Annotated in this window: 21 protein-coding genes and 1 tRNA gene; 17 read left to right on the forward strand and 5 right to left on the reverse strand. The window is 71.2% G+C overall.

Annotated features, from left to right (window positions below; all coding sequences use genetic code 11):
* Positions 1 to 91: 91 nt before the first annotated feature.
* Positions 92 to 2,854: a penicillin acylase family protein gene (locus AS97_RS27795; protein ID WP_059148788.1), complete on the forward strand. Its 2,763-nt coding sequence runs from the start codon at positions 92 to 94 to the stop codon at positions 2,852 to 2,854.
* Between the two features lie 125 nt (positions 2,855 to 2,979).
* Here the strand turns inward: AS97_RS27795 and AS97_RS27800 are convergent, their stop codons facing one another.
* Positions 2,980 to 3,579: a 5-formyltetrahydrofolate cyclo-ligase gene (locus tag AS97_RS27800; protein WP_282615728.1), complete on the reverse strand. Its 600-nt coding sequence runs from the start codon at positions 3,577 to 3,579 to the stop codon at positions 2,980 to 2,982.
* Between the two features lie 85 nt (positions 3,580 to 3,664).
* Between AS97_RS27800 and galU the strand changes: the two genes are divergently transcribed.
* The 7 genes from galU (at position 3,665) to AS97_RS27835 (ending at position 9,089) form a co-directional block, all read left to right on the forward strand.
* Positions 3,665 to 4,567, forward strand: a complete 903-nt coding sequence (galU, locus tag AS97_RS27805) for a UTP--glucose-1-phosphate uridylyltransferase GalU (protein ID WP_059148787.1) — start codon at positions 3,665 to 3,667, stop codon at positions 4,565 to 4,567.
* A gap of 4 nt (positions 4,568 to 4,571) precedes the next feature.
* On the forward strand, positions 4,572 to 5,891 hold the full coding sequence (gene glp / locus AS97_RS27810; RefSeq protein ID WP_210565849.1) for a gephyrin-like molybdotransferase Glp: 1,320 nt from the start codon (positions 4,572 to 4,574) through the stop codon (positions 5,889 to 5,891).
* A 65-nt stretch (positions 5,892 to 5,956) separates the two neighbouring features.
* Positions 5,957 to 6,439: a cyclic pyranopterin monophosphate synthase MoaC gene (moaC, locus tag AS97_RS27815; protein WP_059148785.1), complete on the forward strand. Its 483-nt coding sequence runs from the start codon at positions 5,957 to 5,959 to the stop codon at positions 6,437 to 6,439.
* Positions 6,436 to 6,978 carry a MogA/MoaB family molybdenum cofactor biosynthesis protein gene (locus AS97_RS27820; RefSeq protein WP_086710794.1) on the forward strand — a complete coding sequence of 181 codons (543 nt, stop codon included), beginning with the start codon at positions 6,436 to 6,438 and terminating at the stop codon, positions 6,976 to 6,978. Before moaC ends, AS97_RS27820 begins: the two co-directional genes overlap by 4 nt.
* Positions 6,975 to 7,598, forward strand: a complete 624-nt coding sequence (locus AS97_RS27825) for a GNAT family protein (protein WP_059148783.1) — start codon at positions 6,975 to 6,977, stop codon at positions 7,596 to 7,598. Before AS97_RS27820 ends, AS97_RS27825 begins: the two co-directional genes overlap by 4 nt.
* 142 nt (positions 7,599 to 7,740) lie before the next feature.
* Positions 7,741 to 8,940 (forward strand): gephyrin-like molybdotransferase receptor GlpR, encoded by a 1,200-nt coding sequence (gene glpR, locus AS97_RS27830; RefSeq protein ID WP_247204513.1) that lies wholly within the window; start codon positions 7,741 to 7,743, stop codon positions 8,938 to 8,940.
* Positions 8,941 to 9,015: 75 nt separating this feature from the next.
* Positions 9,016 to 9,089: transfer RNA gene (locus AS97_RS27835), tRNA-Ala, on the forward strand.
* Positions 9,090 to 9,368: 279 nt separating this feature from the next.
* Here AS97_RS27835 and AS97_RS27840 read toward each other — a convergent pair.
* Entirely contained in the window at positions 9,369 to 9,869 is a 501-nt protein-coding gene (locus tag AS97_RS27840; protein ID WP_059148782.1) for a DNA starvation/stationary phase protection protein, read from the reverse strand.
* Positions 9,870 to 10,192: 323 nt separating this feature from the next.
* Here AS97_RS27840 and AS97_RS27845 point away from each other — a divergent pair, with 323 nt between their 5' ends.
* A complete protein-coding gene (locus AS97_RS27845; RefSeq protein WP_086710556.1) occupies positions 10,193 to 11,359 on the forward strand; it encodes a hypothetical protein in 1,167 nt (388 codons plus the stop codon).
* A gap of 61 nt (positions 11,360 to 11,420) precedes the next feature.
* On the opposite strand, the gene AS97_RS27850 is transcribed toward AS97_RS27845, so the two are convergent.
* Positions 11,421 to 11,963: a GNAT family N-acetyltransferase gene (locus AS97_RS27850; RefSeq protein WP_059144766.1), complete on the reverse strand. Its 543-nt coding sequence runs from the start codon at positions 11,961 to 11,963 to the stop codon at positions 11,421 to 11,423.
* Between the two features lie 63 nt (positions 11,964 to 12,026).
* Between AS97_RS27850 and AS97_RS27855 the strand changes: the two genes are divergently transcribed.
* A complete protein-coding gene (locus AS97_RS27855; protein WP_059144778.1) occupies positions 12,027 to 12,830 on the forward strand; it encodes an exodeoxyribonuclease III in 804 nt (267 codons plus the stop codon).
* A 46-nt stretch (positions 12,831 to 12,876) separates the two neighbouring features.
* Here the strand turns inward: AS97_RS27855 and AS97_RS27860 are convergent, their stop codons facing one another.
* Complete coding sequence (locus AS97_RS27860; protein WP_236670285.1) at positions 12,877 to 13,578, reverse strand: MerR family transcriptional regulator; 702 nt, start codon at positions 13,576 to 13,578, stop codon at positions 12,877 to 12,879.
* Between the two features lie 188 nt (positions 13,579 to 13,766).
* On the opposite strand from AS97_RS27860, the gene AS97_RS27865 reads away from it, so the two are divergent.
* The 4 genes from AS97_RS27865 (at position 13,767) to AS97_RS27880 (ending at position 17,585) form a co-directional block, all read left to right on the forward strand.
* Positions 13,767 to 15,296: an NAD(P)/FAD-dependent oxidoreductase gene (locus tag AS97_RS27865; protein WP_059144764.1), complete on the forward strand. Its 1,530-nt coding sequence runs from the start codon at positions 13,767 to 13,769 to the stop codon at positions 15,294 to 15,296.
* Positions 15,293 to 16,243: an alpha/beta fold hydrolase gene (locus tag AS97_RS27870; protein WP_059144763.1), complete on the forward strand. Its 951-nt coding sequence runs from the start codon at positions 15,293 to 15,295 to the stop codon at positions 16,241 to 16,243. Before AS97_RS27865 ends, AS97_RS27870 begins: the two co-directional genes overlap by 4 nt.
* Positions 16,240 to 17,148, forward strand: coding sequence for an SDR family oxidoreductase (locus AS97_RS27875; RefSeq protein WP_086710997.1), 909 nt, complete (start codon positions 16,240 to 16,242; stop codon positions 17,146 to 17,148). Before AS97_RS27870 ends, AS97_RS27875 begins: the two co-directional genes overlap by 4 nt.
* Positions 17,149 to 17,267: 119 nt before the next feature.
* Positions 17,268 to 17,585: a hypothetical protein gene (locus AS97_RS27880; protein WP_059144761.1), complete on the forward strand. Its 318-nt coding sequence runs from the start codon at positions 17,268 to 17,270 to the stop codon at positions 17,583 to 17,585.
* Between the two features lie 139 nt (positions 17,586 to 17,724).
* On the opposite strand, the gene AS97_RS27885 is transcribed toward AS97_RS27880, so the two are convergent.
* Entirely contained in the window at positions 17,725 to 21,090 is a 3,366-nt protein-coding gene (locus AS97_RS27885; RefSeq protein ID WP_210565851.1) for a S41 family peptidase, read from the reverse strand.
* Between the two features lie 131 nt (positions 21,091 to 21,221).
* Between AS97_RS27885 and AS97_RS27890 the strand changes: the two genes are divergently transcribed.
* The 3 genes from AS97_RS27890 to AS97_RS27900 all read left to right on the forward strand — a co-directional run bounded on the left by AS97_RS27890 (position 21,222) and on the right by AS97_RS27900 (position 25,586).
* Positions 21,222 to 21,839, forward strand: coding sequence for a TetR/AcrR family transcriptional regulator (locus AS97_RS27890; protein WP_236670283.1), 618 nt, complete (start codon positions 21,222 to 21,224; stop codon positions 21,837 to 21,839).
* A gap of 136 nt (positions 21,840 to 21,975) precedes the next feature.
* Positions 21,976 to 24,219 carry an MMPL family transporter gene (locus AS97_RS27895; RefSeq protein ID WP_210565852.1) on the forward strand — a complete coding sequence of 748 codons (2,244 nt, stop codon included), beginning with the start codon at positions 21,976 to 21,978 and terminating at the stop codon, positions 24,217 to 24,219.
* 194 nt (positions 24,220 to 24,413) lie between these two features.
* On the forward strand, positions 24,414 to 25,586 hold the full coding sequence (locus AS97_RS27900) for an energy-coupling factor ABC transporter permease (RefSeq protein WP_210565853.1): 1,173 nt from the start codon (positions 24,414 to 24,416) through the stop codon (positions 25,584 to 25,586).
* Positions 25,587 to 25,588 lie beyond the last annotated feature (2 nt).

Here is a 25,588-nt window from a genome sequence, read left to right on the forward strand (position 1 = left end):
GTCAGTCATGACTCCGCGTAGGGGCGGCGACAGCGCTGCGCCTATGGTTGCTCCAGCACTCCAGGTTCACCCTGCCCCTCGAAGGACAGCGATGCCCGCCAACACAACCGGCTCTTCTCCCAAAAAGAAGAAGAGCCGACGTCTCCGCCTGATCGTGATCGCAGTCGTGCTGCTGCTCGTCGGGGGCGTCGGCTACGGCGCGTACTGGAGCATCAGTACAGTTCGTGCCTCATTCCCGGAGACCACGGGATCGCTGCAGCTGAAGGGGTTGTCCGGCCCCGTTCAGGTCAAACGTGACGGCTATGGGATACCTCAGATCTACGCCGGTACCTCCGAGGACCTCTTCCGGGCCCAGGGGTTCGTCCAGGCCCAGGACCGCTTCTGGGAGATGGATGTCCGCCGCCATATGACGGCCGGGCGGCTGTCGGAGATGTTCGGTTCCGGCCAGGTGGAGACCGACGCGTTCCTGCGCACCATGGGCTGGCACCGGGTGGCCAAGCAGGAGTACGACACCAAGGTGTCGCCCGCCACCAAGAAGTATCTGCGGGCCTACTCCGACGGCGTCAACGCCTATCTCAAGGACCACCAGGGCGATGCGCTGTCCGTCGAGTACGCGGCCCTGGACTTCAAGAACGACGGCTACAAGCCCGAGAAGTGGACCCCGGTCGACTCGCTGGCCTGGCTCAAGGCGATGGCCTGGGACCTGCGCGGCAATATGCAGGACGAGGTGGACCGCGCCCTGGCCTCCAGCAGGCTCAGCGCCAAGCAGATAGATGAGCTCTATCCGTCCTACCCGTACAGCCGGAACAAGCCGATCGTCCAGGGCGGCGGCGTCAGCGAGCTGACGGACGAGTTCGACCCCAAGGCCACCCCGGCGGGCTCCACGAGCGGTACGGGCGGCACGGCGGACGGAGGGGCCACCGGAGCCGGCCAGGGGCTGCAGAGCCAGCTCTCCTCGCTCTCCAGGACCCTGGACGACGTCCCGGCGCTGCTCGGCCCGAACGGGACCGGTATCGGCTCCAACTCGTGGGTCGTCTCCGGCAAGTACACGACCACCGGCAAGCCGCTGCTCGCCAACGACCCGCACCTGGCGCCCCAGCTGCCGTCCGTCTGGTACCAGATGGGGCTGCACTGCAAGCAGGTCACCAGCGCCTGTCCGTACGACGCGGCGGGCTTCACCTTCGCCGGTCTGCCCGGCGTGGTCATAGGTCACAACCAGGACATCAGCTGGGGCATGACCAACCTGGGCGCCGACGTCAGCGACCTGTACCTGGAGAAGGTCACCGACAACGGCTATCTCTACGACGGCAAGCAGCTCCCGTTCACCACCCGCGAGGAGACCATCAAGGTCGCGGGCGGCAAGAGCCGGACGATCACCGTCCGCACCACCAACAACGGCCCGATCGTCTCCGACCGCGATGACGAGCTCACCTCCGTCGGCAAGGACGCCCCGGTGGGCAGCGGCGCCGATGATGTGGCCCCCGACCGCGGCGACGGCTACGCGGTGGCGCTGAAGTGGACCGCGCTCACCCCGTCCAACACCATGGACGCGGTCTTCAAGCTGAACACCGCGAAGAACTTCAGCGACTTCCGTAAGGCGGCCCGCGACTTCGCGGTCCCCTCCCAGAACCTCATCTACGCCGACACCAAGGGCAACATCGGCTATCAGGCGCCCGGCCAGATCCCGGTGCGCTCCAAGGGTGACGGCCGCTATCCGGCGCCCGGCTGGGACTCGCGCTACAAGTGGAGCAAGTACATTCCGCAGTCGGCGCTGCCCTGGGAGCTCAACCCCGATCGCGGCTATATCGTCACCGCCAACCAGGCCGTCGTGGACAAGAAGGACTACCCGTACCTGCTGACCGACGACTGGGGGTACGGCGCGCGAAGCCAGCGCATCACCGACCTCATCGAGTCGAAGACCAAGGACGGCGGGAAGATCTCCACGGACGACATGCAGTCCCTGCAGATGGACAACAGCAGCGAGATCGCCAAGGTGCTGACGCCCTATCTGCTGAAGGTCGACGTCAAGGACGACTACGTACGGCAGGCGCAGAAGCTGCTGGAGAGCTGGGACTACACCCAGGACTCCGACTCGGCGGCCGCCGCGTACTTCAACGCCGTCTGGCGCAACACCCTCAAGCTGGCCTTCGGCGACAAGCTCCCCAAGGAGCTGCGGGTCAAGGGGGAGTGCCTGAAGGTGCGCCCGGCCGACGACTCGGGCCCGCTGGAGGACCTGAACGGCAACGCCCGGCTGGTGCGCGAATGCGGTAAGCGTGACGCCGACATGGCCCAGCCGGACGGCGGCGACCGCTGGTACGAGGTCGTGCGCGACATCATCAAGGATCCGAAGAACAGCTGGTGGAAGACGGCGGGCACCCGCAACAAGCCCGGCGCCACCAACCGTGACGAGCTGCTCGGGCAGGCCATGCGGGCCGCGCGCTCCGAGCTCACCGCCAAGCTGGGCAAGGACATCAACAGCTGGAGCTGGGGCCGGCTGCACCGGCTGACGCTGGAGAACCAGACCCTGGGCACCGATGGCCCCGGCGTGGTGCAGTGGCTCCTCAACCGCGGCCCCTGGAACCTTTCCGGCGGCGAGGCGGCGGTCAACGCCACCGGCTGGAACGCGGCGGGCGGCTACGACGTCACCTGGGTCCCGTCGATGCGGATGGTCGTCAACCTCGACAACCTCGACAAGTCGCGCTGGATCAACCTCACTGGTGCCTCAGGCCACGCCTACAACGCGCACTACACGGACCAGACCGAGAAGTGGGCGAAGGGCGAGCTGCTGCCCTGGGCGTTCAACAAGAGTGCCGTGGACAAGTCGACGGAGGACGAGCTGGCGCTCACCCCGTAGTGACGTCGGGGCCCCGCACGGGACTCCGAAGGGCCCGGCGGCCGTCTGAGGGGCGTTTCCGCTCCCGGTCGGTCCCCGGGCCAGCCGACCCTCGCGGCCCCGCCGGGAGACGCCTCCGGGCGCCTTCAGCGGGGCCGCGGCGTGAAGCGGTGGAGGCCCGACGGGGTCACCGCCGCGTGCACCGGGCGGTCGTGGCCCTCCTCGGGCACCTCCTCCAGCAGTTCACCGTCGTACAGCAGCACCACCAGCGCCGGATCAGCCCCCGCGGCCGCCAGCCGGGCCAGCACCCGGTCGTACGAGCCGCCGCCGCGGCCCAGCCGCATCCCGCGCCGGTCCACCGCGAGCCCGGGCAGCAGCACCACGTCCGCCCGGATCACCGCCTCGGGGCCGAGCCGCGGCCCCTCGGGCTCCAGCAGGCCGCGCCGGGCGGGCGCCAGCCGCTCCCGCCCCTCGTCCTCGCCCCAGTCGAGATCGTCGTCCTCGAGCAGCACCGGGAGCAGCACCCGCACTCCGCGGGCGCGCAGGGCCTCCCTGAGGGCGTGCGTGCCGGGCTCGCTCCCCACGGACACATAGGCCGCCACCGTGGCCGCCCCGGCGATCTCGGGAAGCTCCAGGGCACGACACGCCAGAGCGGCGCCGGCCTTCTCGATGTCATCCGCCGTCAACCTGGACCTCATCGTCAGGTGACGTCTCCGCAATGCGCGCTTACTACCGTCAAAGTTGATCACTGGGTGTGCAAACTCCCTGTCTCATGCCATATTCACCGAATACTCATCATTTGTCCCAAAGGGACCGGATAGGGTTCGGAACATGACTCAATCGCGTACTCGGATCAGCAAGGCTGTCATCCCTGCCGCGGGGCTCGGAACCCGCTTTCTTCCGGCCACCAAGGCCACCCCCAAGGAGATGCTGCCGGTCGTCGACAAGCCGGCGATCCAGTACGTCGTCGAGGAAGCCGTCACCGCCGGACTGTCCGACGTCCTCATGGTCACCGGTCGCAACAAGCGACCCCTGGAAGACCACTTCGACCGCAACTACGAGCTCGAAGAGGCACTGACCCGCAAGGGCGACGAGACCCGACTCGCCCGCGTCCAGGAGTCCAGCGACCTTGCGACCATGCACTACGTCCGCCAGGGAGACCCCAGGGGTCTCGGCCACGCCGTGCTCTGTGCCGCCCCGCACGTAGGTGACCAGCCTTTTGCCGTCCTCCTCGGCGACGACCTCATCGATGCCCGCGACCCGCTTCTGGCCCGCATGGTCGACGTCCAGGAGCGGCACGGGGGCAGCGTCATCGCCCTGATGGAGGTGGACCCGGCACAGATCCACCTCTACGGCTGCGCGGCGGTCAAGCCGACCGTGGACGACGACGTCGTGCAGGTCACCGGCCTGGTCGAGAAGCCCGACCCCGCGGACGCGCCCAGCAACTTCGCCGTCATCGGCCGCTATGTGCTCGACCCGGCCGTCTTCGGGGTGCTGCGCAGGACCGAGCCGGGCCGAGGTGGCGAGATCCAGCTCACCGACGCCCTGCAGGCGCTAGCCTCCAGTCCGGACCTCGGCGGCCCGGTGCATGGCGTCGTCTTCAAGGGACGCCGCTACGACACAGGCGACCGTGGCGACTATCTGCGTGCCATTGTCAGACTCGCGTGCGAACGTGAGGACCTGGGCCCGGAGTTCCGGGAATGGCTTCGCAGTTACGTCACCGAGGAGATGTAGCACCTTGAGCAGCACCGCAGAGCGGGCCGCCGATCACGGCCCGGACCAGGGCCGGGTCTGGACGGTGGCCGAGCACCTCGACGACATCCTCGGGCATGTCCACCCGTTGGAGCCCATCGAGCTGCAGTTGCTCGAAGCCCAGGGCTGCGTCCTGGTGGAGGACGTCACCGTCCCCGGCGCGCTTCCGCCGTTCGACAACAGCTCCATGGACGGTTATGCCGTCCGTACGGCTGACGTCGCGGCCGCGACCGAGGACCATCCCGCGGTGCTGACCGTCGTCGGCGACATCGCGGCGGGCAGCAGTGACCTGCCCGCCGTGGGCCCGGGCGAGGCGGCCCGGATCATGACCGGCGCCCCGACGCCGCCCGGCGGCCAGGCCGTCGTCCCCGTCGAGTGGACCGACGGCGGCCTCGACAGCGGGCCGGTCACCCATATGCCCGCGCGCGGCTCGGACCCCCACGGCGGAAGCGGCAGGGTGCGCGTCTTCCGCTCGGTGAAGGAGGGCCAGCACGTGCGCCTCCGGGGCAGCGACGCGGACGCGGGCGAGCTCGCGCTGCGCGCCGGCACGGTCCTGGGCGCCCCGCAGATCGGGCTGCTGGCCGCGCTCGGCCGCGCCACCGTGAAGGTGCGGCCCCGGCCGCGGGTGGTCGTGCTCTCCACCGGCAGCGAGCTGGTCCAGCCCGGCGAGGAAGTGGGCCCCGGCCGGATCCACGACTCCAACAGCTTCCAGCTCACCGCCGCCGCCCGGGAGGCCGGCGCGATCGCCTACCGGGTGGGCGCGGTGGCCGACGACGCGGCGACACTGCGCGCCGCCGTCGAGGACCAGCTGGTCCGCGCCGATGTCGTCGTCACCAGCGGCGGGGTCAGCGTCGGCGCGTACGACGTGGTCAAGGAGGCGATGCACGAGGTCCACTTCCGCAAGCTGGCCATGCAGCCCGGCAAGCCCCAGGGCTTCGGCCGCGTCGGCCCGGAGGACACCCCGCTGATCGCCCTGCCCGGCAACCCGGTGAGTTCGTACGTCTCCTTCGAACTCTTCGTGCGCCCCGTCATCCGCACCATGCTGGGCGGCACCGACATCCACCGCACCACTGTGCAGGCGGTCTGCCCCGAGGGCGTCACCTCCTCGCCCAAGGACAGACGCCAGTTCCTGCGCGGCTGGTACGAGCCGGCCACGATCGACGGCCCGGCCACCGTCAGCCCGGTGGGCGGCGCGGGATCGCACCTGATCAAGGCCATGGCACACGCCAACGCGCTGATCGTCGTCCCCGAGGACGCCACCGAGGTCGCCCCCGGCGCCGAGGTGGACGTCGTCCTGCTGGCCTAGCCGCCACCAGCGGCGGGTACGGTGTCGTCCCACACAGGAGCCACCTGGCCCGGACCGGGAGAACGATGAGCAGCGCCCAGGACCATCTCACCCACCTCGACTCGTCGGGCGCGGCCCGTATGGTCGACGTCTCGGCCAAGGACGTCACCGCGCGCACCGCCCGGGCGAGCGGCCGCGTACGCGTCGCGCCGCGCGTCGTGGAACTGCTGCGCGGCGAGGGCCTTCCCAAGGGCGACGCCCTCGCCACCGCCCGGATCGCGGGCATCATGGGCGCCAAGCGGACCCCGGACCTGATCCCGCTGTGCCATCCGCTCGCGGTGTCGGGCGTCACGGTGGACCTCGCGGTCGCCGACGACGCCGTCGAGATCACCGCCACTGTGAAGACCACGGACCGCACGGGCGTGGAGATGGAGGCCCTGACGGCGGTCTCGGTCGCCGCCCTGACGGTGATCGACATGGTCAAGGCCGTCGACAAGGGCGCCGTCATCACCGACGTCCGGGTGGAGGAGAAGACGGGCGGCAAGTCCGGTGACTGGAGCCGGACATGAGTGGCTCAGCGGCGCCACACCGCCGCGCGCTGGTCGTCACCGCCTCCAACCGCGCCGCCGCCGGGGTCTACGCCGACACCGGGGGCCCGCTGATCGCCGAGGGGCTGGCCGCCCTCGGCTTCGCCGTGGACGGCCCGCGCGTGGTGCCCGACGGCGATCCGGTGGAGGCTGCCCTGCGGGACGCCGTGGCCGCCTCGTACGACGTCGTGGTGACCACCGGCGGCACCGGTCTCACCCCCACCGACCGCACCCCCGAGGCCACCCGCGCCGTCCTGGACTACGAGATCCCCGGCATCGCGGAGGCCATCCGCGCCGAGGGGCTCGCCAAGGTGCCCACCGCCGCGCTCTCCCGGGGGCTCGCCGGGGTCGCCGGCACCACCCTGGTCGTCAATCTGCCCGGCTCCACCGGAGGGGTACGTGACGGCCTTAAGGTGCTCGGCCGCCTCCTGGCCCACGCGGTCGACCAGATCCACGGCGGGGACCACCGCAGACCCGCCGACCCCGCCGATTCCGCGGGGCCGGACGGGAGCGCGCGCTGAACGCCCCCTGGCCGGTCGCACTGGCGGACGGCGACACCGTCCTCCGCCCCATAAAGCTGCGCGACCAGCGCGCCTGGCGCGAGGTCAACCAGCGCAACCGGGAGTGGCTGCGGCGCTGGGAGGCGACCATCCCGCCGCCCCCGCCGGGCGGCCCCGTCACCCACCGGCCCACCTACCGGCAGATGGTCCGCCATCTGCGGGCGGAGGCGCACGCCGGGCGGATGCTGCCGTTCATCATCGAGTACCAGGGGCGGCTGGCCGGGCAGTTGACGGTCGCCGGGATCACCTGGGGGTCGATGTGCTCGGGCCATGTCGGCTATTGGATCGACCAGGCGGTGGCCGGGCGCGGAGTGATGCCGACCGCGGTCGCGCTCGCCGTCGACCATTGCTTCCGCGTCGTCGGACTGCACCGCGTCGAGGTCTGCATCCGGCCCGAGAACCTGCCCAGCCGCCGGGTGGTGGAGAAACTCGGATTCCGCCAGGAGGGACTGCGGCCGCGCTATCTCCACATCGACGGTGCATGGCGGGATCATCTGGTCTACGCCCTCACGGTGGAGGAACTGTCCGAGGGACTGCTGAGCCGGTGGCACCGGACCCGGCCAGGCGCGTCGCAGAAATAAAATACCTGTTCGAATAACGGGAGAACATTTCCAGCCTGGTCATCTCATCAATCACAAAAAACTTTCGAGATATCAGCCAGATCGTGCGACACACCGCGCCAATTGGCAGATGGCCTCATGCGGACCCCTCTACCGTGTGAGCGTGAGCAGCAGTGGCCTCATCTACGCAGTCATCGTCGGGGCCTGGGCCGCCTATTTGGTGCCGATGTGGCTTCGTAGGCAGGACGAGCTCAATGAGGCCCGTCCGACGGAACGCTTCAGCACCGCCATCCGGCTGCTGTCCGGACGGGCGGGCATGGAGCGCCGTTACGCCAAGAGCCGCGCGGACCTCGAGCGCCCCGGGGACCAGGCGGACGACCCCGCGGAGCGCACCGCCGAGGACGCGGACGCCCCCGCCGCAGGCGGCGCCCCCGCGGCCGGGCAGGGGCGCTACGTGACCGACCCGGACGCGGTGACCGACGCGGTCGACGTCCGGGCCTTCGCCGACCCCGTAACCCTGCGCGCCCCCGCTCCCGCGGCCGCCGAAGCCCCCACCGAGGCCGCGTCGGCACCGGCGGCCGGGGCAGCGGGCGGTGCGCGCGGCGCGGGCGGCACGGGAGGCGCGGGCGGCAGCGGAGGCTGGAGCGCGCTGGACCGTGGACGGCGCGCGCGAGTGCTCGCGCGCCGCCGCCGCACCACCGTGATGCTCTTCCTCGCCTTCACCCTCGGCGCGATCGTCGCCGCCGTCGGTGGCCTGGCCTTCCTGTGGGCCCCAGGCATCCCGGCCATACTGCTGAGCGCCTATATCGCCTACCTCCGTGCCCAGGAGCGCCGCCGCTTCGCGTTCACCATGGACCAGCGCCACGCCGAGCAGGCCGCCCAGCGGCTGCGGGAGCGCCGCCCCCGGGCCCATCCGCCCGCCGAGAGCCGGACCGCCGGCGACGACCCCGCGGGCCCTCCCGCGCCGCCCGAGGGGGAGCCCGCCCCCGCACCGGTGCCCTCGCGGCACGCGGCCGGGCGCCGCGCGCTGGTCGAGCAGACCGATCACGCCGAGTGGGTGGACCAGGAGCGCGAGCGCGAGCGAGGCCCGGCCGCCGGGGCGGGCTGGGAGCCGGTGCCCGTCCCGCTGCCCACCTACGTCACCGCCCCTGTCGCCCCGCGCGCCACCGGCAGCGTCGACCTGGCCGCCCCCGATGCCTGGAGCTCCGCCCGCTCCAGCACCGTCGACCCCACCGCCGCCCAGAGCCCCGCCCCGGCCCCGGACCCGGCCGCCACCCCGCCCCGCGGCGCCCGCGACCGCGGCCGCACTCCCCTCTTCGACCAGTACGCCGACGAGGACCGGCCGCGTGCTGCCAACGAGTGACGGGCCCTTCACTGACCAGCGAGGAACGGATTACCAAGCACCCCGGAGGGGATGCTAGAGTTTCACTCGTTGCAAGGGCCTGTGGCGCAGACTGGTAGCGCACCTCGTTCGCATCGAGGGGGTCAGGGGTTCAAATCCCCTCAGGTCCACAGCAGCTCAAAGCCCCCGCCGGGGAAATTCGGCGGGGGCTTTTTCGTGCCGTACAGCAGCGAAGCACAGCAGCGAAGTACAGCGAATACTTCCGACTACGCGCGGGACTCTCCCTCGCGGTCCTGCCGACCGGGTCGGCCAGTGCCGCCGAAGACCTTCAGGTGCGGTGCAACAACGCAGGAACTCCTGCCCGGCGACGACATCAAAGACCCCGAGTGAGCTGAGCCTCAAAGAAGCCCCCGCCGGGGAGATCCGGCGGGAGCTTGCGGGGAGTGGGATCAGGCGGATCGGTTTTCCGCGCTGACCATCCAGGCGTGCTTCTCCAGGGAATCGATGATCGCGTGCAACAGGTCGGCCGTGGCGGGGTCCTCGTTGTCGATCTGGTCGTGGTGGGTGCGCAGGGTGTCGACGGTGGTGCGCAGGCGCGTGGTGACGAGGTCGACCACGGTGCTCACGTTCACCTCTCCCGCCGGGAACGCGGGGAGCGTGGTGGTCGCCGCGACGGTGTCGGAGCGGCCGTCCGGCACGGTGGCGAGAGCGCGCATGCGCTCGGCGATGGTGTCGGCCGACTCCCGGGCGTCGTCCACGATCTGATCCAGTTGCAGATGCAGGTCCCGGAAGTTGTGGCCGACCAGGTTCCAGTGGGCCTGCTTTCCCTGGAGGTGCAGTTCGACGAGGTCCACCACGATCTGCTGCAGCGCCTGGGCGAACTGCGGCGAGGCCGTGAACCCGGCGGCGTCGGTCTCCGAGCGTCGGGAACCCTGAGGAGAAGCGGGCATGGCGTGTCTCCTTCGAAAGCGTCGCGGCGCAGCAGACCCCTGGGACAGAAGGCCCGACGTCCTATGCGATCAAGCCTATGGAGGTCTCTCTCCGCCGCCACCGCACCTGATCCAGTCGGGTGGGCACCGGGGGTCGGCGATGTCATGGAATCGTGCTGACCGCGTTCGTGTTTGGTGCGGGCCGGGGGACAGGTGATGGCGCTGGCCAGGGGCGCGGGCATAGTAGATGCCCTGTCCAGTGGCTTCGTGGCGTGAAAACGCCGTAAGGCAGACGCGACACAGCACAGCACGACAACTGCACCACAACAGGGGGATAAGGCTCCATGCCACTCATACGCCGTTCCACCGTGGCGGCCGCGGCCATGACCGCGCTGCTGGTGGTCTCCGCTTCCGCCTGCGGGCCCGGTGACGACGAGGCGGCTTCCACATCGGACTCCTCGGCCGCGTCCGCCGGGCAGCAGGCCAAGGACGGGATCAAGCTGCCGGAAGGCGTCCCGACGAGTCTGGACGACCTGAAGAAGTGGAAGGAGGGCGGCTGGAAGGACTGGGACAAGTGGGCCCGCAAGGCGTCGGAATTCGCCAATCCGATGATCAAGGACTTCTGGCAGCCGTCCCGGATGGCCAAGGCGAAGGACTCGTCGACCACCGTTTCCACGCAGAGCGCCGGCCAGGACCAGGCGGCCACCGACCCCGAGCCGCCCGCCGTGCCGGCCAAGCAGGTCTCGCGGCCGTACCACCAGAACATGGCGCCGGTCGGGAAGGTGTTCTTCGACAGCCCCGAGGGGCCGATGGTGTGCTCCGGCACGGTCGTCGACGACCCGGCGCATCCGGGGAAGTCCAACCTGGTGTGGACCGCGGGCCACTGTGTGCACTCCGGTAAGCAGGGCGGCTGGATGCGCAACATCGTCTTCGTGCCCTCGTACAACGACAACGGACTGGGGGCCGAGCAGACCCAGACGGCGGCCCAGAACGAGGTCAGCCCCTACGGCGTGTGGTGGGCGGACTGGTCGCAGACCTCGTCCGAGTGGATCGCGAACGGCGGTAAGACGGGCGGGGTGGGGTCGGCGTACGACTTCGCGGTGCTGCATGTGAAGCCCGAGGGCGGCGGTGGCAAGTCGCTGCAGGAGACGGTCGGGGCCTCGGTGCCGGTGTGGTTCGGGGCGCCGTCGGCGGACCGGGTGAGCTCGATCGGCGCGTACGGCTATCCGCAGGCCCCGCCCTACGACGGGGCGAAGATGTTCAACTGCACCAGCAGGCCGGGCCGACTGTCGTTCTCGCCGACCTCGCCGACGATGTACCGGATCGGCTGCTCGATGACCGGCGGCACCTCGGGCGGCGGCTGGTTCGTCAACAACGACGGCAAGACGGTGCTGGTGTCCAACAGTTCGATCGGCTCTTACGGACACACCTGGCTCGCCGGTCCGCATCTGGGGTCCGAGGCGAAGGGCGTGTTCGAGGCCATCAGCAAGAAGTACGCCGGTCAGGGCTGATCGGCCCGCAGACGCACGGCAGACGTAAGGGGCCCGCTCCGGATCCGGAGCGGGCCCCTCGTCATGGCCTTACGGATGGCTTCGCGGATGGCTCTGCAGATGGGCTCACGGAGGGCTCCACGGGCGCGGCCGTAAGGAGCTTGGCGTAGCAGCGGCTCATCTCCTCGAAGCGGTAGAGCCCGAACTTCGGCACCGGTGTGTAGCCGGACGAGGTGTACAGCTCTATGGCCTCGGGCTGCTCGGTTCCGGTCTCCAGGACCATCCGCACCCGCCCCGCCTCCCGCGCGCTGTCCTCCAGCGCCGCGAGGATCCGCCGGGCCAGCCCCCGGCCGCGCGCCGCGCGGACCACGAACATCCGCTTGATCTCGGCGTCCCCGTCCTCGTAGCCCTCGTCGCTCCGCTCCTGGCTGCGCCAGCCGCCGGTGGCGACCGGGGTGCCGTCGGGGTCGTAGGCCATGAGGTAGAGGCCGTGCGGCGGGTCGAAATGGGCCGCGTCCATGGGCGTGAGATCGCCCTCGCCGTAGCGCACGGCGTACTCCGCCTGCACTTCCTCGTCGAGTTTGAGGGCGTCGGGGTGATCGTAGCGGATCGTTTGAATATTCATGCGTTAAATCGTACTTCTATGCAGTGAATGGGCGCGTGGTTTTTGTCGCGTATCGTGCCGGAGGTGCTCACCGTGACGACCGTGAATGTAAACGGGCTGCGCGCCGCCGCCAAGAAGGGCTTCGGCCCTTGGCTGGACGCTACCGCGGCCGATGTGGTGTGCCTCCAGGAGGTACGCGCCGAACCCAAGGAGCTGCCGGAGGCGGTCCGCGAACCCGACGGCTGGCATGTGGTGCACGCCCCCGCGGCGGCCAAGGGCCGGGCCGGGGTGTCGGTGTACGCCCGGCGCGAGCTGGAGGGAGTCCGGGTCGGCTTCGGGTCGTCCGAATTCGACGGCAGCGGCCGCTATGTGGAGGTCGATCTGCCCGGCGTGACCGTCGGCAGTCTGTATCTCCCCTCGGGCGAGGTCGGCACGGACCGCCAGGACGAGAAGGAGCGCTTCATGGCGGAGTTCCTTCCGTATCTGAAGGAGCTGCGCGAACGGGCGGCGGCCGGCGGGCGCGAGGCGCTGGTGGCCGGCGACTGGAACATCGCCCACCAGGAGGCCGACCTCAAGAACTGGAAGGCCAACCAGAAGAAGTCCGGGTTCCTGCCGGAGGAGCGCGCCTGGCTGACCAGCGTCTTCGAGGAGGCGGGGTACGTGGACGTGGTGCGCGCCCTGCATCCGGACGTCGCCGGTCCGTACTCATGGTGGTCCTACCGCGGCCGGGCCTTCGACAACGACGCGGGCTGGCGCATCGACTACCAGATCGCGACACCAGGGCTCGCCGGGCGCGCGGTCAAGGCGGCCGTGGAGCGGGCGGCCGCCTACGACCAGCGGTGGAGCGACCACGCCCCGGTGACGGTGGCCTACGGCTCGGCGCACTGACCTTCGCGGGGGTGCTGGTCCCGTCGGCTCGCCGACCTTCGTGGGCTCACTGATTCCCGGGGTGGCCGCCGGGGGGCGTCTGGTCCGTCTCCGCCCGCATGCGGCGGTTCATGGCCATCGTCAGCTCGGCGTCCACCACGCTCGTGGCCAGTGGCCGCAGCCGCTCCACGGTCTCGCCGACGTCCTCGCCGCGTTCCAGGGCGTCCGCCGCCACATGGGTGCGCAGCAGCGTGACGAAGGTCTCGGCGATCGCGTCCACATGCTCACGGACCTCGCGCGCCGCGGCGAGCACCGCGGCCAGCGGGACGCCCTGTTCGACCAGGGTGTGCGAGACGTCCAGCAGGCGGCGGCTGAGGTGGACGATCTCGTCGCCGTCGACGGCCAGATAGCCGAGGTCGAGCGAGGTGGTGAGGTTCTCCGCGGTGGCCTCGCCATGGAAGTAGTCCGCGAGCGCCTCGGGGGTGAGCCGGACCGGGGTCTCCGAGGGCCAGGAGGCGACCGCGCCGGGCAGCCCGAGCAGCTCGCCGACGTCCCGGCGGCCGCTTTCGAAGGCGGTGATCAACTCGGCGATCCCGCCGAGGGTGTGGCCGCGCTCCAGTAGCCCCGCGATCGTCCGCAGCCGGGCCAGATGGTGGTCGTTGTACCAGGCGATCCGGCCGTCGCGGCGCGGTGGCGGGATCAGCTTGCGCTCCCGGTAGAAGCGCAGGGTGCGCACGGTGATCCCGGCCTTCTCGGCCAGTTCCGGCATGCGGTACTCGCGTACCTCGTCCGCTTCGCTCGTCGCCACAACGGAAGCCTATGTCGCGTCCGGTCGGGTGCGACCGCCGGTAACTTCGTTGTCCACAGCCCCTACCGCTCGGTAGATCTCTGTCCTACGCTCCCATCGTGCCAGTGATTGCTGGCACGGTCGTATTCGCGTTCGTGGGAGGCGGCGGCATGGCTGGGCTGACGCATGAGCATGTGCGGGTGGCGGTGATCGGAGCCGGATTCGGCGGTCTGGGTGCGGCGGTGCGGCTGCGCCGCTCGGGCATCACGGACTTCGTGGTCCTGGAGCGGGCGGAGGCGGTCGGCGGGGCCTGGCGGGACAACACCTATCCGGGGTGTGCCTGCGATGTCCCGTCGCATCTGTATTCGTTCTCCTTCGCGCCCAACCCCGACTGGCCCCGGAACTTCTCCGGCCAGCCGCATATCCGCGCGTATCTGGAGCGGGTCGCCGACACCTTCGGGCTGCGGCCGCACCTGCGCTTCGGTGCCGAAGTGCGCTCCCTGCGCTGGGACTCCGCGGCGGTGCACTGGGAGGTGGAGACGGCGCGGGGCTCGCTGACCGCCGATGTCGTGGTCAGCGCCACCGGTCCGCTCGCCGACCCCCGGATCCCGGACATTCCCGGGCTCGACGGCTTCCCCGGCGCCGTCTTCCACTCCGCCCGCTGGGACCACACCGCCGATCTGCGCGGCAAGCGCGTGGCGATGATCGGCACCGGCGCCTCGGCCATACAGATCGTCCCCGCCATCCAGCGCGAGGTCGGCCGGCTCACCCTCTTCCAGCGCACCCCGCCCTGGGTGCTGCCGCGGATGGACCGCCGGATCAGCGGCCTGGAGCGATGGCTGCACACGAGGATCCCGGCCACCCGGGCGCTGCGCCGCGGGGTGCTGTGGGGCATCCGGGAGCTGCAGGTGGGTGCCTTCACCAAGCGGCCGGGCGAGATGCGGTTCGTCGAGCGGCTGGCCGGTGCCCATATGCGACGGGCCATCAAGGACCCGGCGCGGCGGGCGGCGCTGACCCCGGACTACCGCATCGGCTGCAAGCGCATCCTGCTCTCCAACGACTACTATCCGGCGCTCGCCCAGCCGCATGTGGACGTGGTTCCGGCCGGGCTGAAGGAGGTGCGCGGCACCACTCTCGTCGGGGCCGACGGCACCGAGACCGAGGCCGACGCGATCATCTTCGGCACCGGCTTCCATGTGACCGACGTCCCGATAGCCCATCGGGTGACCGGGGCGCGCGGGACGACGCTCGCGGAGGAGTGGAAGGGCGGGATGGAGGCGCTGCGCGGCACCAGCCCGGCGGGCTTCCCCAACTTCCTGACCATCATCGGGCCCAACACCGGCCTCGGGAACAGCTCGATGATCCTGGTCATAGAGGCGCAGCTCGCCTATATGGCCGACTATCTGCGCCAGTTGGACACCCTGGGCGGCAAGGTCGCGCTGGACGCCCGGCCGTCCGCGGTGCGCGCCTACACGGACATGATCCAGGAACGGATACGGCGCACGGTGTGGAACACCGGCGGTTGCGACAGCTGGTACCTGGACAACGGCCGCAACACCACCCTGTGGCCCGGGACCACCAGCGAGCTGCGGAAGGTCACCCGCCGGGTGGACCTCAACGAGTACACGGTGCTGCGGCCGCACACCGGGCCCGCCAAGGCCACGGTGTCCACGGCCGGTGCGGGAAGGGGATCGCGGTGAGGCGGCTTCCTTCCCCACCCGTCGGGCCGTACGCCCCGCCCGCCCCGGAGCGCGAGCTGACGGTCGTCTCGGCCGACGGGAGCCGGCTCCACGCGGAGCTGCACGGCCCCGAGGACGCTCCGGCGGTGCTGCTCGCGCACGGCTGGGTCTGCTCCACGGCCTTCTGGGCGCCGGTGGTGCGCGCCCTCGCGGCCGACCACCGGGTGATCGTCTACGACCAGCGCGGCCATGGCCGCAGCCCGGCCCCGGGGCCCGGCGGCTACAGCACCCACGCCTTGGCCGACGACCTGGTGGCGGTGCTGGAAGCGGCCCTTCCGTCCGGTCGACGGGCCGTGCTGGCGGGCCACTCCATGGGCGGGATGACGTTGATGGCCGCGGCCGACCGTCCCGCGCTGCGCGAGCGCGCGGCCGCCGTGGTGCTGTGCAGCACGGGCGCCTCACGGCTGGTGGACCGGTCGCTGGTGGTGCCGCTGCGCTCCCCGCGGGCACGGGCGCGGGTGCACCGCGTGCTCCTGGGCTCACGCGCCCCGCTGGGCCCGGTCACCCCGCTCGCCAGGCGGCTGGTGCGCTACGCCACGATGGGCCCCGGCGCCGACCCGGCCGCGGTGGACATGTGCGCGCGGATCCTGCACGCCTGCCCCCGCGCCGTACGCGGCGGATGGGGCCGGGTCCTGCTCGACCTCGAACTGGAGGCGCGCATCGGCGAACTGACCATGCCCACGGCTGTCATCGTCGGCACTGCCGACCGGCTCACCCCGCCCGAGCACGCCGACGCCCTGGCCGCCGCGCTGCCGCACTGCACCGGTCTCATCGAGCTCCCGGGGCTCGGCCATATGACCCCGGTGGAGGACCCCGAGGCGGTCACCGGCGTGATCCGCGGCCTGGTCGAGGAGTTCGGGACGTCCCACCCCACAACGGCAGTTGAAGTGAAGGAGCAGACGACATGAGTGCGCGCAGGAGCCTTGAGGGCCAGGTGGCGGTGGTGACGGGCGCGGCGCGGGGCGTCGGCGAGCTGCTCGCGCGCAAGCTCTCCGCCCGCGGTGCGAAGGTCGCGCTGGTGGGCCTGGAGCCCGAGGAGCTGAAGCGGGTCTCGAAGCGGCTGTCGACCGACTCCGCCCACTGGCACGCCGATGTCACCGACGCCGAGGCGATGGCGCGGGTGGCGGGGGAGGTCGTGGAGCGGTTCGGCGCGGTGGACATCGTCTGTGCCAATGCGGGTGTGGCCCAGGCCGGTCCGTTCCTCGACTCCGACGAGACGGCCTGGCGGCGGGTGATCGAGGTCAATCTGCTGGGCAGCGTCACCACGGCCCGCGCCTTTCTGCCCGCGCTGATCGCGAGCCGCGGCTATCTGCTGCAGATCGCCTCGCTCGCCGCGCTCGCGCCCGCGCCGATGATGACGGCGTATTGCACCTCCAAGTCGGGGGTCGAGGCGTTCGCCCACAGTCTGCGGGCCGAGGTGGGCCACCGTGGGGTGCGGGTCGGCGTGGGCTATCTGAGCTGGACGGACACCGATATGGTGCGCGGCGCCGACCAGGACGAGGTGATGCGCGAGCTGCGGCAGCGGCTGCCCTGGCCCGCGGGCCGCACCTATCCGCTGGGCCCGGCGGTGGACCGGCTGGTGGCAGGTATCGAGCGCCGGTCGGCGCATGTGTACGCGCAGTGGTGGCTGCGCGGTATGCAGTCGGTGCGCGGCTATCTGCCCGCGTTCATCCACGCCGTGGGGCGGCGCGAGATGCGGCGCGCCGAACCACGGCTGGCGGCGACCCGGGAGGGGCGGGGTGGTCGTCTGCTGGGCGAGGGCGGCGCGGCGGACGAGAAGGCGCGCACGGCGGGCACGGAGCGTCACCAGTAACGCTCCGTCAATCGCGCTGACCTGCGCTTTCTTCGACTCCTCCGATCCGGAATGCGGAGAAAGTCGGCACATGTAACTCTTGTCGGGCCCGACGCCATTCACCCGATGAGGAGTGACACATGGGCCCCAAGGACCAGCCGAACGACAAGGGTCAGCAGGCCAAGCGGAAGCCGCAGGGCGGGCGGAGCCAGGAGCCGCGGCGCGGCCAGCAGCCTGGCGAGCGCATGCAGTCCGGCGAGCGCATGCAGTCCGGCGAGCGGATGCAGTCCGGTGAGCGTATGGAGGAGCGCTCCCGCCGGGAGCCGGGGCAGGAGCAGCGCCGTGGCAAGCAGGACCGGCCGGAGGCCCGCGGGCAGTCCCAGCGGATGAGCCGTGAGCGCCGCCAGCCGGGCATGGGCGACGAGACGATGGACCAGGAGCCCTTCGAAGAGATGTGACGCGCCAGGGCGGGCGGGGGCGCATCCCCATGGGCGACCATGGGAATGCGCCCCCGCGCCTGCCGGGGCCCGGCGCCGCTCCTGCCCTGGCCCTGCCCTGGCCTCCCGGCGGAAGCGCTCACTTCCCCTTACGCGGGGCTCACTTCCCCTTACGCGGCGGCTTACTTCCCTTGCGGGTCGGCTTCTTTTTCCCCTTGCGCGACGGCTTGCTCCCCTTGCGCGGCGGCAGTTGGGGACGCCGCAGATCGGGCACGTCCGAGTAGTCCGGCGGGGTCGCGGCCGGATGCCGCTCCAGCAGATCGAGCGCCGTACGGACGGCGACCCCCAGCTGCGGAGCGCGGCCCTCCGCCCAGTCCACGGGGGAGCGCGGCGCCTCGATGTCCGGCTCCACCCCGTGGTTCTCCACGCCCCAGCCGTAGGCGTCGAACCACGCGGCGTTCATCGGCACCGTGATCGAGGTGCCATCGCCCAGGCGGTGACGGCCGGTCATCCCGACCACCCCGCCCCAGGTGCGCAGCCCCACCACCGGCCCGATGCCCTGGATCCTGAAGGCCGCGGTGATCATGTCGCCGTCGGAGGAGGTCGCCTCGTCGGCGACCGCGACGATCGGCCCGCGCGGCGCGTTGCTGGAGTACGAGACGGGCTCGGCGTTGCGGGTGAGGTCCCAGCCCATGACCTTGCGGGTGAGCTTCTCCACCACCAGCTCGCTGATATTGCCGCCCGCGTTGCCCCGGACGTCCACGATCAGCGCGGGCAGCGACATCTCGCGGCGCAGATCGCGGTTGAACTGCGCCCACCCGGAGCCGCCCATATCGGGGATGTGCAGATAGCCGCACCGCCCGCCGCTCAACTCCCGCACCACGGACCGGCGCTGGGCGACCCAGTCCTGGTAGCGCAGCGGCCGGTCGTCGATCAGCGGGGAGACCGCGACCCGGCGCGCCGGCCCCTCGCCGTCCGGCGGCTCGAAGGTCAGCTCCACCGTCGTGCCGCCCGCCGCCGTCAGCAGCGGGTACGGACCGGCCACCGGGTCCACCGGGCGCCCGTCGACATGGGTGAGGACGGCGCCGTTCCGGATACCCAGACCGGCCAGCGGCGAGCGGGCCCGGGAGTCGGAGGACTCACCGGGCAGGATGCGGGCCACCGCCCACCGGCCGTCCTTGGTGCGGGTGAGGTTGGCGCCGAGCAGTCCGATGGGGCGCTGGTAGTGGCGCGGGCCCTCGTTGCGGCGCGCGGCGGCGACGTAGGCGTGCGAGGTGCCCAGCTCGCCGAGGGTCTCGCGGAGCAGATCGGCGAACTCGTCGGGCGAGGCGACCCGTTCGACCAGCGGACGGTACTGCTCGAGCACCCCGTCCCAGTCGACACCGCACATCCCTGGGTCCCAGAAGTAGTGCCGGGTGATGCGCCCGGCCTCGTCGTACGCCTGCCGCCACTCGGCCGCCGGATCGGCGGTGTGCTGGATCCGCCGCATGTCGAGGTGGACCGTGGAGTCGCTGTCGCCGGTCTCGGTGGCGGGCATCGCGCGCAGATCGCCGTCGTCGTAGGCCACCAGCCGGGTGCCGTCGCCGCTGACCGCGAACCAGTCCAGCTCACTGGTGAGTTCGGTCCGCTTGGCCTTCGCCAGGTCGAAGTGTTCCAGGGTGGGGCGGCTCGAGGTCTCGGCCGGGTTGGCGAACGTCTCGCCGAGCGCACCCGAGATCGGCCAGCGCAGCCACACCAGTCCGCCGCCGCTGACCGGCTGCAGCGAGGAGTACTTGGACGCGGACACCGGGAAGACCGTGACCCGGCTGGCCAGCCCCTCCACCTCGACCGTCACCGTGCCGTCGCCGTCGTCCCCGCTGTCGTCCGGGTCCAGCCCGCCCGCCGCCGGGCGTCCCTCGGGGGAGAGCGCGAAGGGCGAGGGGGTGGCGGAGGACAGCGGTACGAGATAGGGGCGGCAGCCCAGCGGGAAGGAGAGGTCGCCGGTGTGCACGTCGTAGACCGGGTCGAAGCCGCGCCAGGAGAGGAAGGCGAGATAGCGGCCGTCGCTGGTGAAGACCGGCTCCTCGTCCTCGAACCGCCCGTTGGTCACGTCCACTATGGTCCGGTCGGCCAGCCGCGCGATCTTGATCGAGCGCAGGGTGCGGCCTATCCCGGGATGGGACCAGGCGAGCCATGCCGAGTCGGGGGAGAAGGCCAGGTCGCCCACCGGGCCGTTGTCCGACCGGATCAGCTCGGTGACCTCGCCGTCCCCGTCGGTGGAGGTGTCCACCAGCAGCAGCCGCCCGTCGCCCGCGGCGACCGCGAGCAGGTCGCCGTCCGGCGAGGACTCCAGCTCGTGCACCCGGCCCAGCAGTCCGGCGGCCAGCCGGCGCGGCTCGCCGGGGCCGCTGGCCCGGGGGAGTTGCGCGATCTCGATGGCGTCCTCGCCCTCCGCGTCGGTGAGGTAGGCGACGCGGCCGGTCGAGCCCAGCATCACGGGCAGCCGCACCCGGACGCCCGGGGTGTCGGCGAGGGTGCGGGCGGGGCCGTCGCGGTGGGTGAGCCAGTACAGGCTGCCGCGGACGCACACCGCGCTGGCCCGGCCCGTGGTGTCCACCGACAGCGAGTCGATGTGCGAGGCGGCCGGCACCTGGTAGGGCCGCCGCCCGGTCCGCGCCCCGCCCAGCCGGATGTCCAGCTTGCGCGGCACGCCGTCCGGGCCCAGGTCGTCCACCAGCCACAGCTCGCCCGCGCACTGGTAGACCACGCGGGAGCCGTCGGTCGAGGCGTGGCGGGCGTAGAAGTCGGCGTGGTCGGTGTGGCGGCGCAGATCGGTGCCGTCGGGCAGACAGGAGTAGAGATTGCCGATGCCCTCGTGGTCGGAGAGGAAGGCGATCCGGCCGCCGACGAACATCGCCGCGTCCAGATGGCCGTTGAGCTCCTCCGCGAGCCGGGTGCCGTGCAGCCACAGCCGCCCGGTCGCACCGCCGCGGTAGCGCTTCCAGGTGGCGGGCTCATGCGGCGGCTTGCCGGTCAGCAGCAGGGTGCGGCGCTCGCCGTCGAGGTCGGCCACCGCGATATCGGCCACCGGCCCCCAGGGCAGCCGCCCACCGGGGCTGCCGTCGGTGGGCAGCGTGTAGGCCCAGGAGAAGTGGGAGAACGGCTGCTCATGGGAGGAGACCGCGAGGATCTGGGAGACGCCGTCCTGGTCCGGCGGGGTCCAGCCGCATACCTGGGCGTCCGTACTGCCCCAGTAGGTCAGCCGGCGGGCCGGGCCGCCGGCCGCGGGCACGAGATAGATCTCCGGGTCGAGGCTGCGCCAGGTGGTGAAGGCGATCTGGGAGCCGTCGGGGGAGAAGCGGGCAGGTCCGACGCGCGTACGGTCCACGGTCAGCCGCCAGGCCCGTCCGGGGGGCCCGCCAGGGGCGGTCAGCGGGGCGACCCACAGGTCGTCCTCGGCCGCGAAGCACAGCAAGTCGCCGTGCAGATGCGGAAATCGCAGATAGGCCAGGTCGTCGTCGCTTCCGTAAGGCTCCACCTCACCCATGTTTTCGAGCTACGCCATTTGGAGCAACTCGGTTGTGACCTAGACCACGAGCGAAACGGTGCTGTTTCGATAGTGGTGCGCTTATGCTGGAGGAGTACGAAACCGTTTCGTTTGGAGGGAGGCGACACGCCATGCCGGCCATGGACCAGGCAACGGAGGACCGGGACACCGCCCGGGTGCGTCGCAGCCGACTCTCCCCCGAGCGTGAGCGGGAGTTGTACGAGGCGGTGGTGGAGTTGCTCGGCGAGGTCGGGTACGACGGCCTGACGATGGACGCCGTCGCGACCCGTACGCACTCCAGCAAGGCCACGCTCTACCGCCAGTGGAAAGGCAAGCCGCAGCTGGTCGCGACCGCGCTGCGGCACAGCAAGCCCGTTCTGCTCGAGGGTGTCGACACCGGAACGCTCCGCGGAGATCTGCAGGAGATCGTGCGGTGCTCGGAGAGCGCCCGGGAGCGGGACGCCGCGCTGATGAGGGGACTCGCCCACGCAAGCCACGACAACCCGGACCTTCATGAGGCCCTGCGAGAGTTGTTGATCTATCCCGAGATCGACGCGCTCAACGCGCTGCTGAGGCGCGCCGTCGACCGCGGCGAAATCGCCCCGGACCGGCCCGCCTTGAACTTCGTCGTGCACATGGTGTGCGGCGCGTTCATCGCCCGACCGCTCGTCGACGGTCAGCAGCCGGACCAGACGTATCTCCTGGACTACGTCGACGCCGTGATCCTCCCCGCGCTCGGCGCCGCGTAGCCCTTCCCTCTCACTTCCTCCCTCCCCGTTCTCCCCGCACAACCACATAAGGCCCCGACCGGCGCGCCGCTCTCGTCGCCGGCTCGGCTACCCATCCCTGCCCAGTGCCATCCAACCGACGGGAGCACCTCTTCTCGTGGCCACCTTCCTTTATAAACTCGGCCGGTTCGCCTTCCGGCGACGCGGCTTCGTCGCCCTGATATGGGTGGCGCTGCTCGCGGTCGCGGGCGTCGGCGCCGCCACCGCCTCACAGCCCGCCAACGACAGCTTCTCCATCCCCGGCACCGAGGCCCAGAAGGCATTCGACCTGCTGGAACAGCGGTTCCCCGGAGGTAACGCGGACGGCGCCACCGCCCGTGTGGTCTTCCGCGCCCCGAGCGGCGAGAAGATGACCGACCCGGACAACAAGGCGGTGGTCACCAAGACCGTCGCCGACCTGAAGGCCAGCTCGCCGCAGGTCGCCTCGGTCGCCGACCCCTACCAGGCGCGGGCCGTCAGCAAGGACGGCTCCACGGCGTACATCCTGACCAGCTACAAGGTCAACTCCATGGAGCTGAAGGACCCCGCCAAGGACGGTCTGAAGGAGGCGGGGGAGAAGGCCGAGAAGTCGGGCCTGACGGTGCAGATCGGCGGTGACGCGCTGCAGGAGATGCCGGAGACCGGATCGACCGAGATCATCGGCATCGCGATCTCCGCGGTCGTCCTCGCCATCACCTTCGGCTCGCTGGTGGCCGCCGGACTGCCGCTGATGACCGCGCTCATCGGCGTCGGCATCGGCATCTCGTCGATCACCGCGCTCGCCACCACCCTGGGGCTGTCCACCACCACCTCGACACTGGCGATGATGATCGGCCTCGCGGTCGGTATCGACTACGCGCTGTTCATCGTCTCCCGCTACCGCGCGGAGCTGGCCGAGGGGCGGGACCGGGAGGAAGCCGCCGGACGTGCCGTGGGCACCGCGGGCTCCGCGGTCGTTTTCGCCGGCCTTACGGTGGTCATCGCGCTGGTCGGCCTCGCCGTCGTCAACATCCCGATGCTGACCAAGATGGGCTTCGCCGCGGCCGGTACGGTCGTCATCGCCGTCCTCATCGCGATCAGCCTCATCCCGGCGGTGCTGGGCTTCGCGGGCAAGCGGGTGTTCGGGCGCAAGGCGCGCCGGCGGCTGGAGGAGCGCCTTGCGGCGGGTCCGGACGCCTCCGCCGAGGAGAAGCCCAACATGGGCACCCGCTGGGCGCGTTTCGTGCTGCGCCGCCCGCTGATGGTGCTCCTGGTCGCCGTGCTCGGCCTCGGTGCGGCCGCGGTGCCCGCCGTCAGCCTGGAGCTCGGCCTGCCGGACGACGGCTCGCAGCCGGTCAGCAGCCAGAAGCGCCAGGCGTACGACGCGATCTCCGACGGCTTCGGCCCCGGCTACAACGGTCCGCTGATGGTGGTCGTCGACGCCAAGGGCAGCGATGACGCCAAGGGTGCGGCCGAGCAGGTCCGTAAGACCATCACCGGCCTGGACGGTGTGGCCGGGGTCAGTCCGGCCACGTTCAACAAGGCCGGTGACACCGCGACGCTCACCGTCATCTCCAAGTACAAGCCGAGCAGCATCGACACCGAGAACCTGGTCGGGGACATCCGGGACGAGGCGAGCGGCTTCAAGGCCGACACCGGCGCCGAGGTGCTGGTGACCGGCCAGACGGGGATGAACATCGACATCTCGCAGAAGCTGAACGACGCGCTGGTGCCCTATCTGGTGCTCGTCGTCGGACTGGCCTTCCTGCTGCTGATGGTCGTCTTCCGGTCCGTCCTGGTCCCGCTCAAGGCGGCGCTCGGCTTCCTGCTCTCCGTCGTCGCGGCGCTCGGCGCGGTGGTCGCGGTCTTCCAGTGGGGCTGGCTGGCGGATGTGTTCGGCGTCGAGGAGACCGGTCCGATCATGAGCATGATGCCGATCTTCATGATCGGTGTGGTGTTCGGTCTGGCGATGGACTACGAGGTCTTCCTGGTGACCCGGATGCGGGAGGCGTACGTCCACGGCGAGCGCCCCGGCCAGGCCGTCGTCACCGGTTTCCGGCACGGCGCCCGGGTGGTCACCGCGGCCGCGGTCATCATGATCAGCGTCTTCGCCGGGTTCATCGGCTCGTCCGAGTCGATGATCAAGATGATCGGCTTCGGCCTCGCCACCGCCGTCCTCTTCGACGCCTTCGTGGTCCGTATGGCCATCGTCCCGGCGGTCCTGGCGCTGCTCGGCAAGGCGGCCTGGTGGCTCCCGCGCTGGCTGGACCGCGCGCTGCCCAACGTGGACGTGGAGGGTGAGGGCCTGCGCAAGCAGCTCGAGGCGACCCCCGCGGCCCAACAGCGCGACTCCGACCCGGAGGCCGAGCTGACCCGCGTCTGATCCGCGTCTGAACCGCGTCCGACGCCGGCGTTACGTTCCGGCCCGACGGCGGCCTTCCGATCCCGGAAGGCCGCCGTCGGCATGTGGACCGGCGGGATCCCGCCCGATTCCGCGATGACGGCGCTCTTGCGAACGACTTGCAGGTACGGGCTACCATCGGGCCGATAGCAGGAGCTCAGGAGCGGAGTCCCGCCATGCATGTGCCCGATGGATTCATCGACGCGCCGGTGTCGGCGGTGACCGGTGTGGTCGCCGCCGGGGCCGTCGCGGTCAGTTTGCGCGGTGCCCGGCGGGAGCTCGACGAGCGGACCGCGCCGCTGGCCGGGCTGGTGGCGGCGTTCATCTTCGCCGTGCAGATGCTCAACTTCCCCGTCGCCGCCGGGACCAGCGGGCATCTGCTGGGCGGGGCGCTGGCCGCGATACTCGTGGGGCCGTATACGGGGGTGTTGTGCGTCTCCGTGGTGCTGCTGATGCAGGGCGTCCTGTTCGCCGATGGCGGCCTTACGGCGCTCGGCGTCAACATCACGGATATGGCCCTGGTCACCACGGTCGTGGCGTACGCGATCTTCCGCACGATCGTGAAGCTGGCCCCGCATCGCCGCCGTACGGTCACCGTCGCGTCCTTCGTGGCGGCGCTGGTCTCCGTACCGGCCGCGGCGGTGGCCTTCACGGCGATCTACGCGCTCGGCGGCACGGCCGATGTGGCGATCGGCAAGGTCTTCGCGGCGATGGTCGGGGTGCATGTGCTGATCGGCATCGGCGAGGCGGCGATCACCGCGCTGACCGTCGGTGCCGTCGTGGCCGTACGGCCGGATCTGGTCTATGGGGCGCGGGGCGTGACCGCGCCTCCGCTGGAGATCCGCGACAGCCCGCTGGCTCCGGCCGCGCCGGGAGCGGTGGCCCGGGCCGGGGCTCCGGCGGCCGAACCCTCGACGGCGACCTCCGAGTCGCCCGTGACCTCCGAAGCGCCCGCCTCCGAGCCTTCCGCGACCCGCGAGCCTTCCGCGACCCGCGAGCCCGCCGCGACCCGTGAGGCCGCCGCCGTGCCGCAGCGGTCGACACGGCGCGTGTGGTTCGCCGGGCTCGCGGCCGCGCTGCTGTGCGCCGGGGTCGTGAGCTTCTACGCCTCCGCCAGCCCCGACGGGCTGGAGAAGGTCGCCCATGACAAGGGGATCGACGCGAAGGAGGAGGACCACGCCGCCAAGGACTCCCCGCTCGCCGATTACGGCGTCAAGGACATCTCCGACGCCCGGCTCTCCGGCGGGCTCGCCGGGGTGATCGGGGTGGGCGCCACACTCGCCGTCGGGTCCGGGGTCTTCATCGTCGTACGGCGGCGCCGGGCGACGGCCGAGAGCGGACGGAGCTGACG

It is taken from the genome of Streptomyces sp. AgN23, assembly GCF_001598115.1.
Classification (GTDB): domain Bacteria; phylum Actinomycetota; class Actinomycetes; order Streptomycetales; family Streptomycetaceae; genus Streptomyces; species Streptomyces antimycoticus.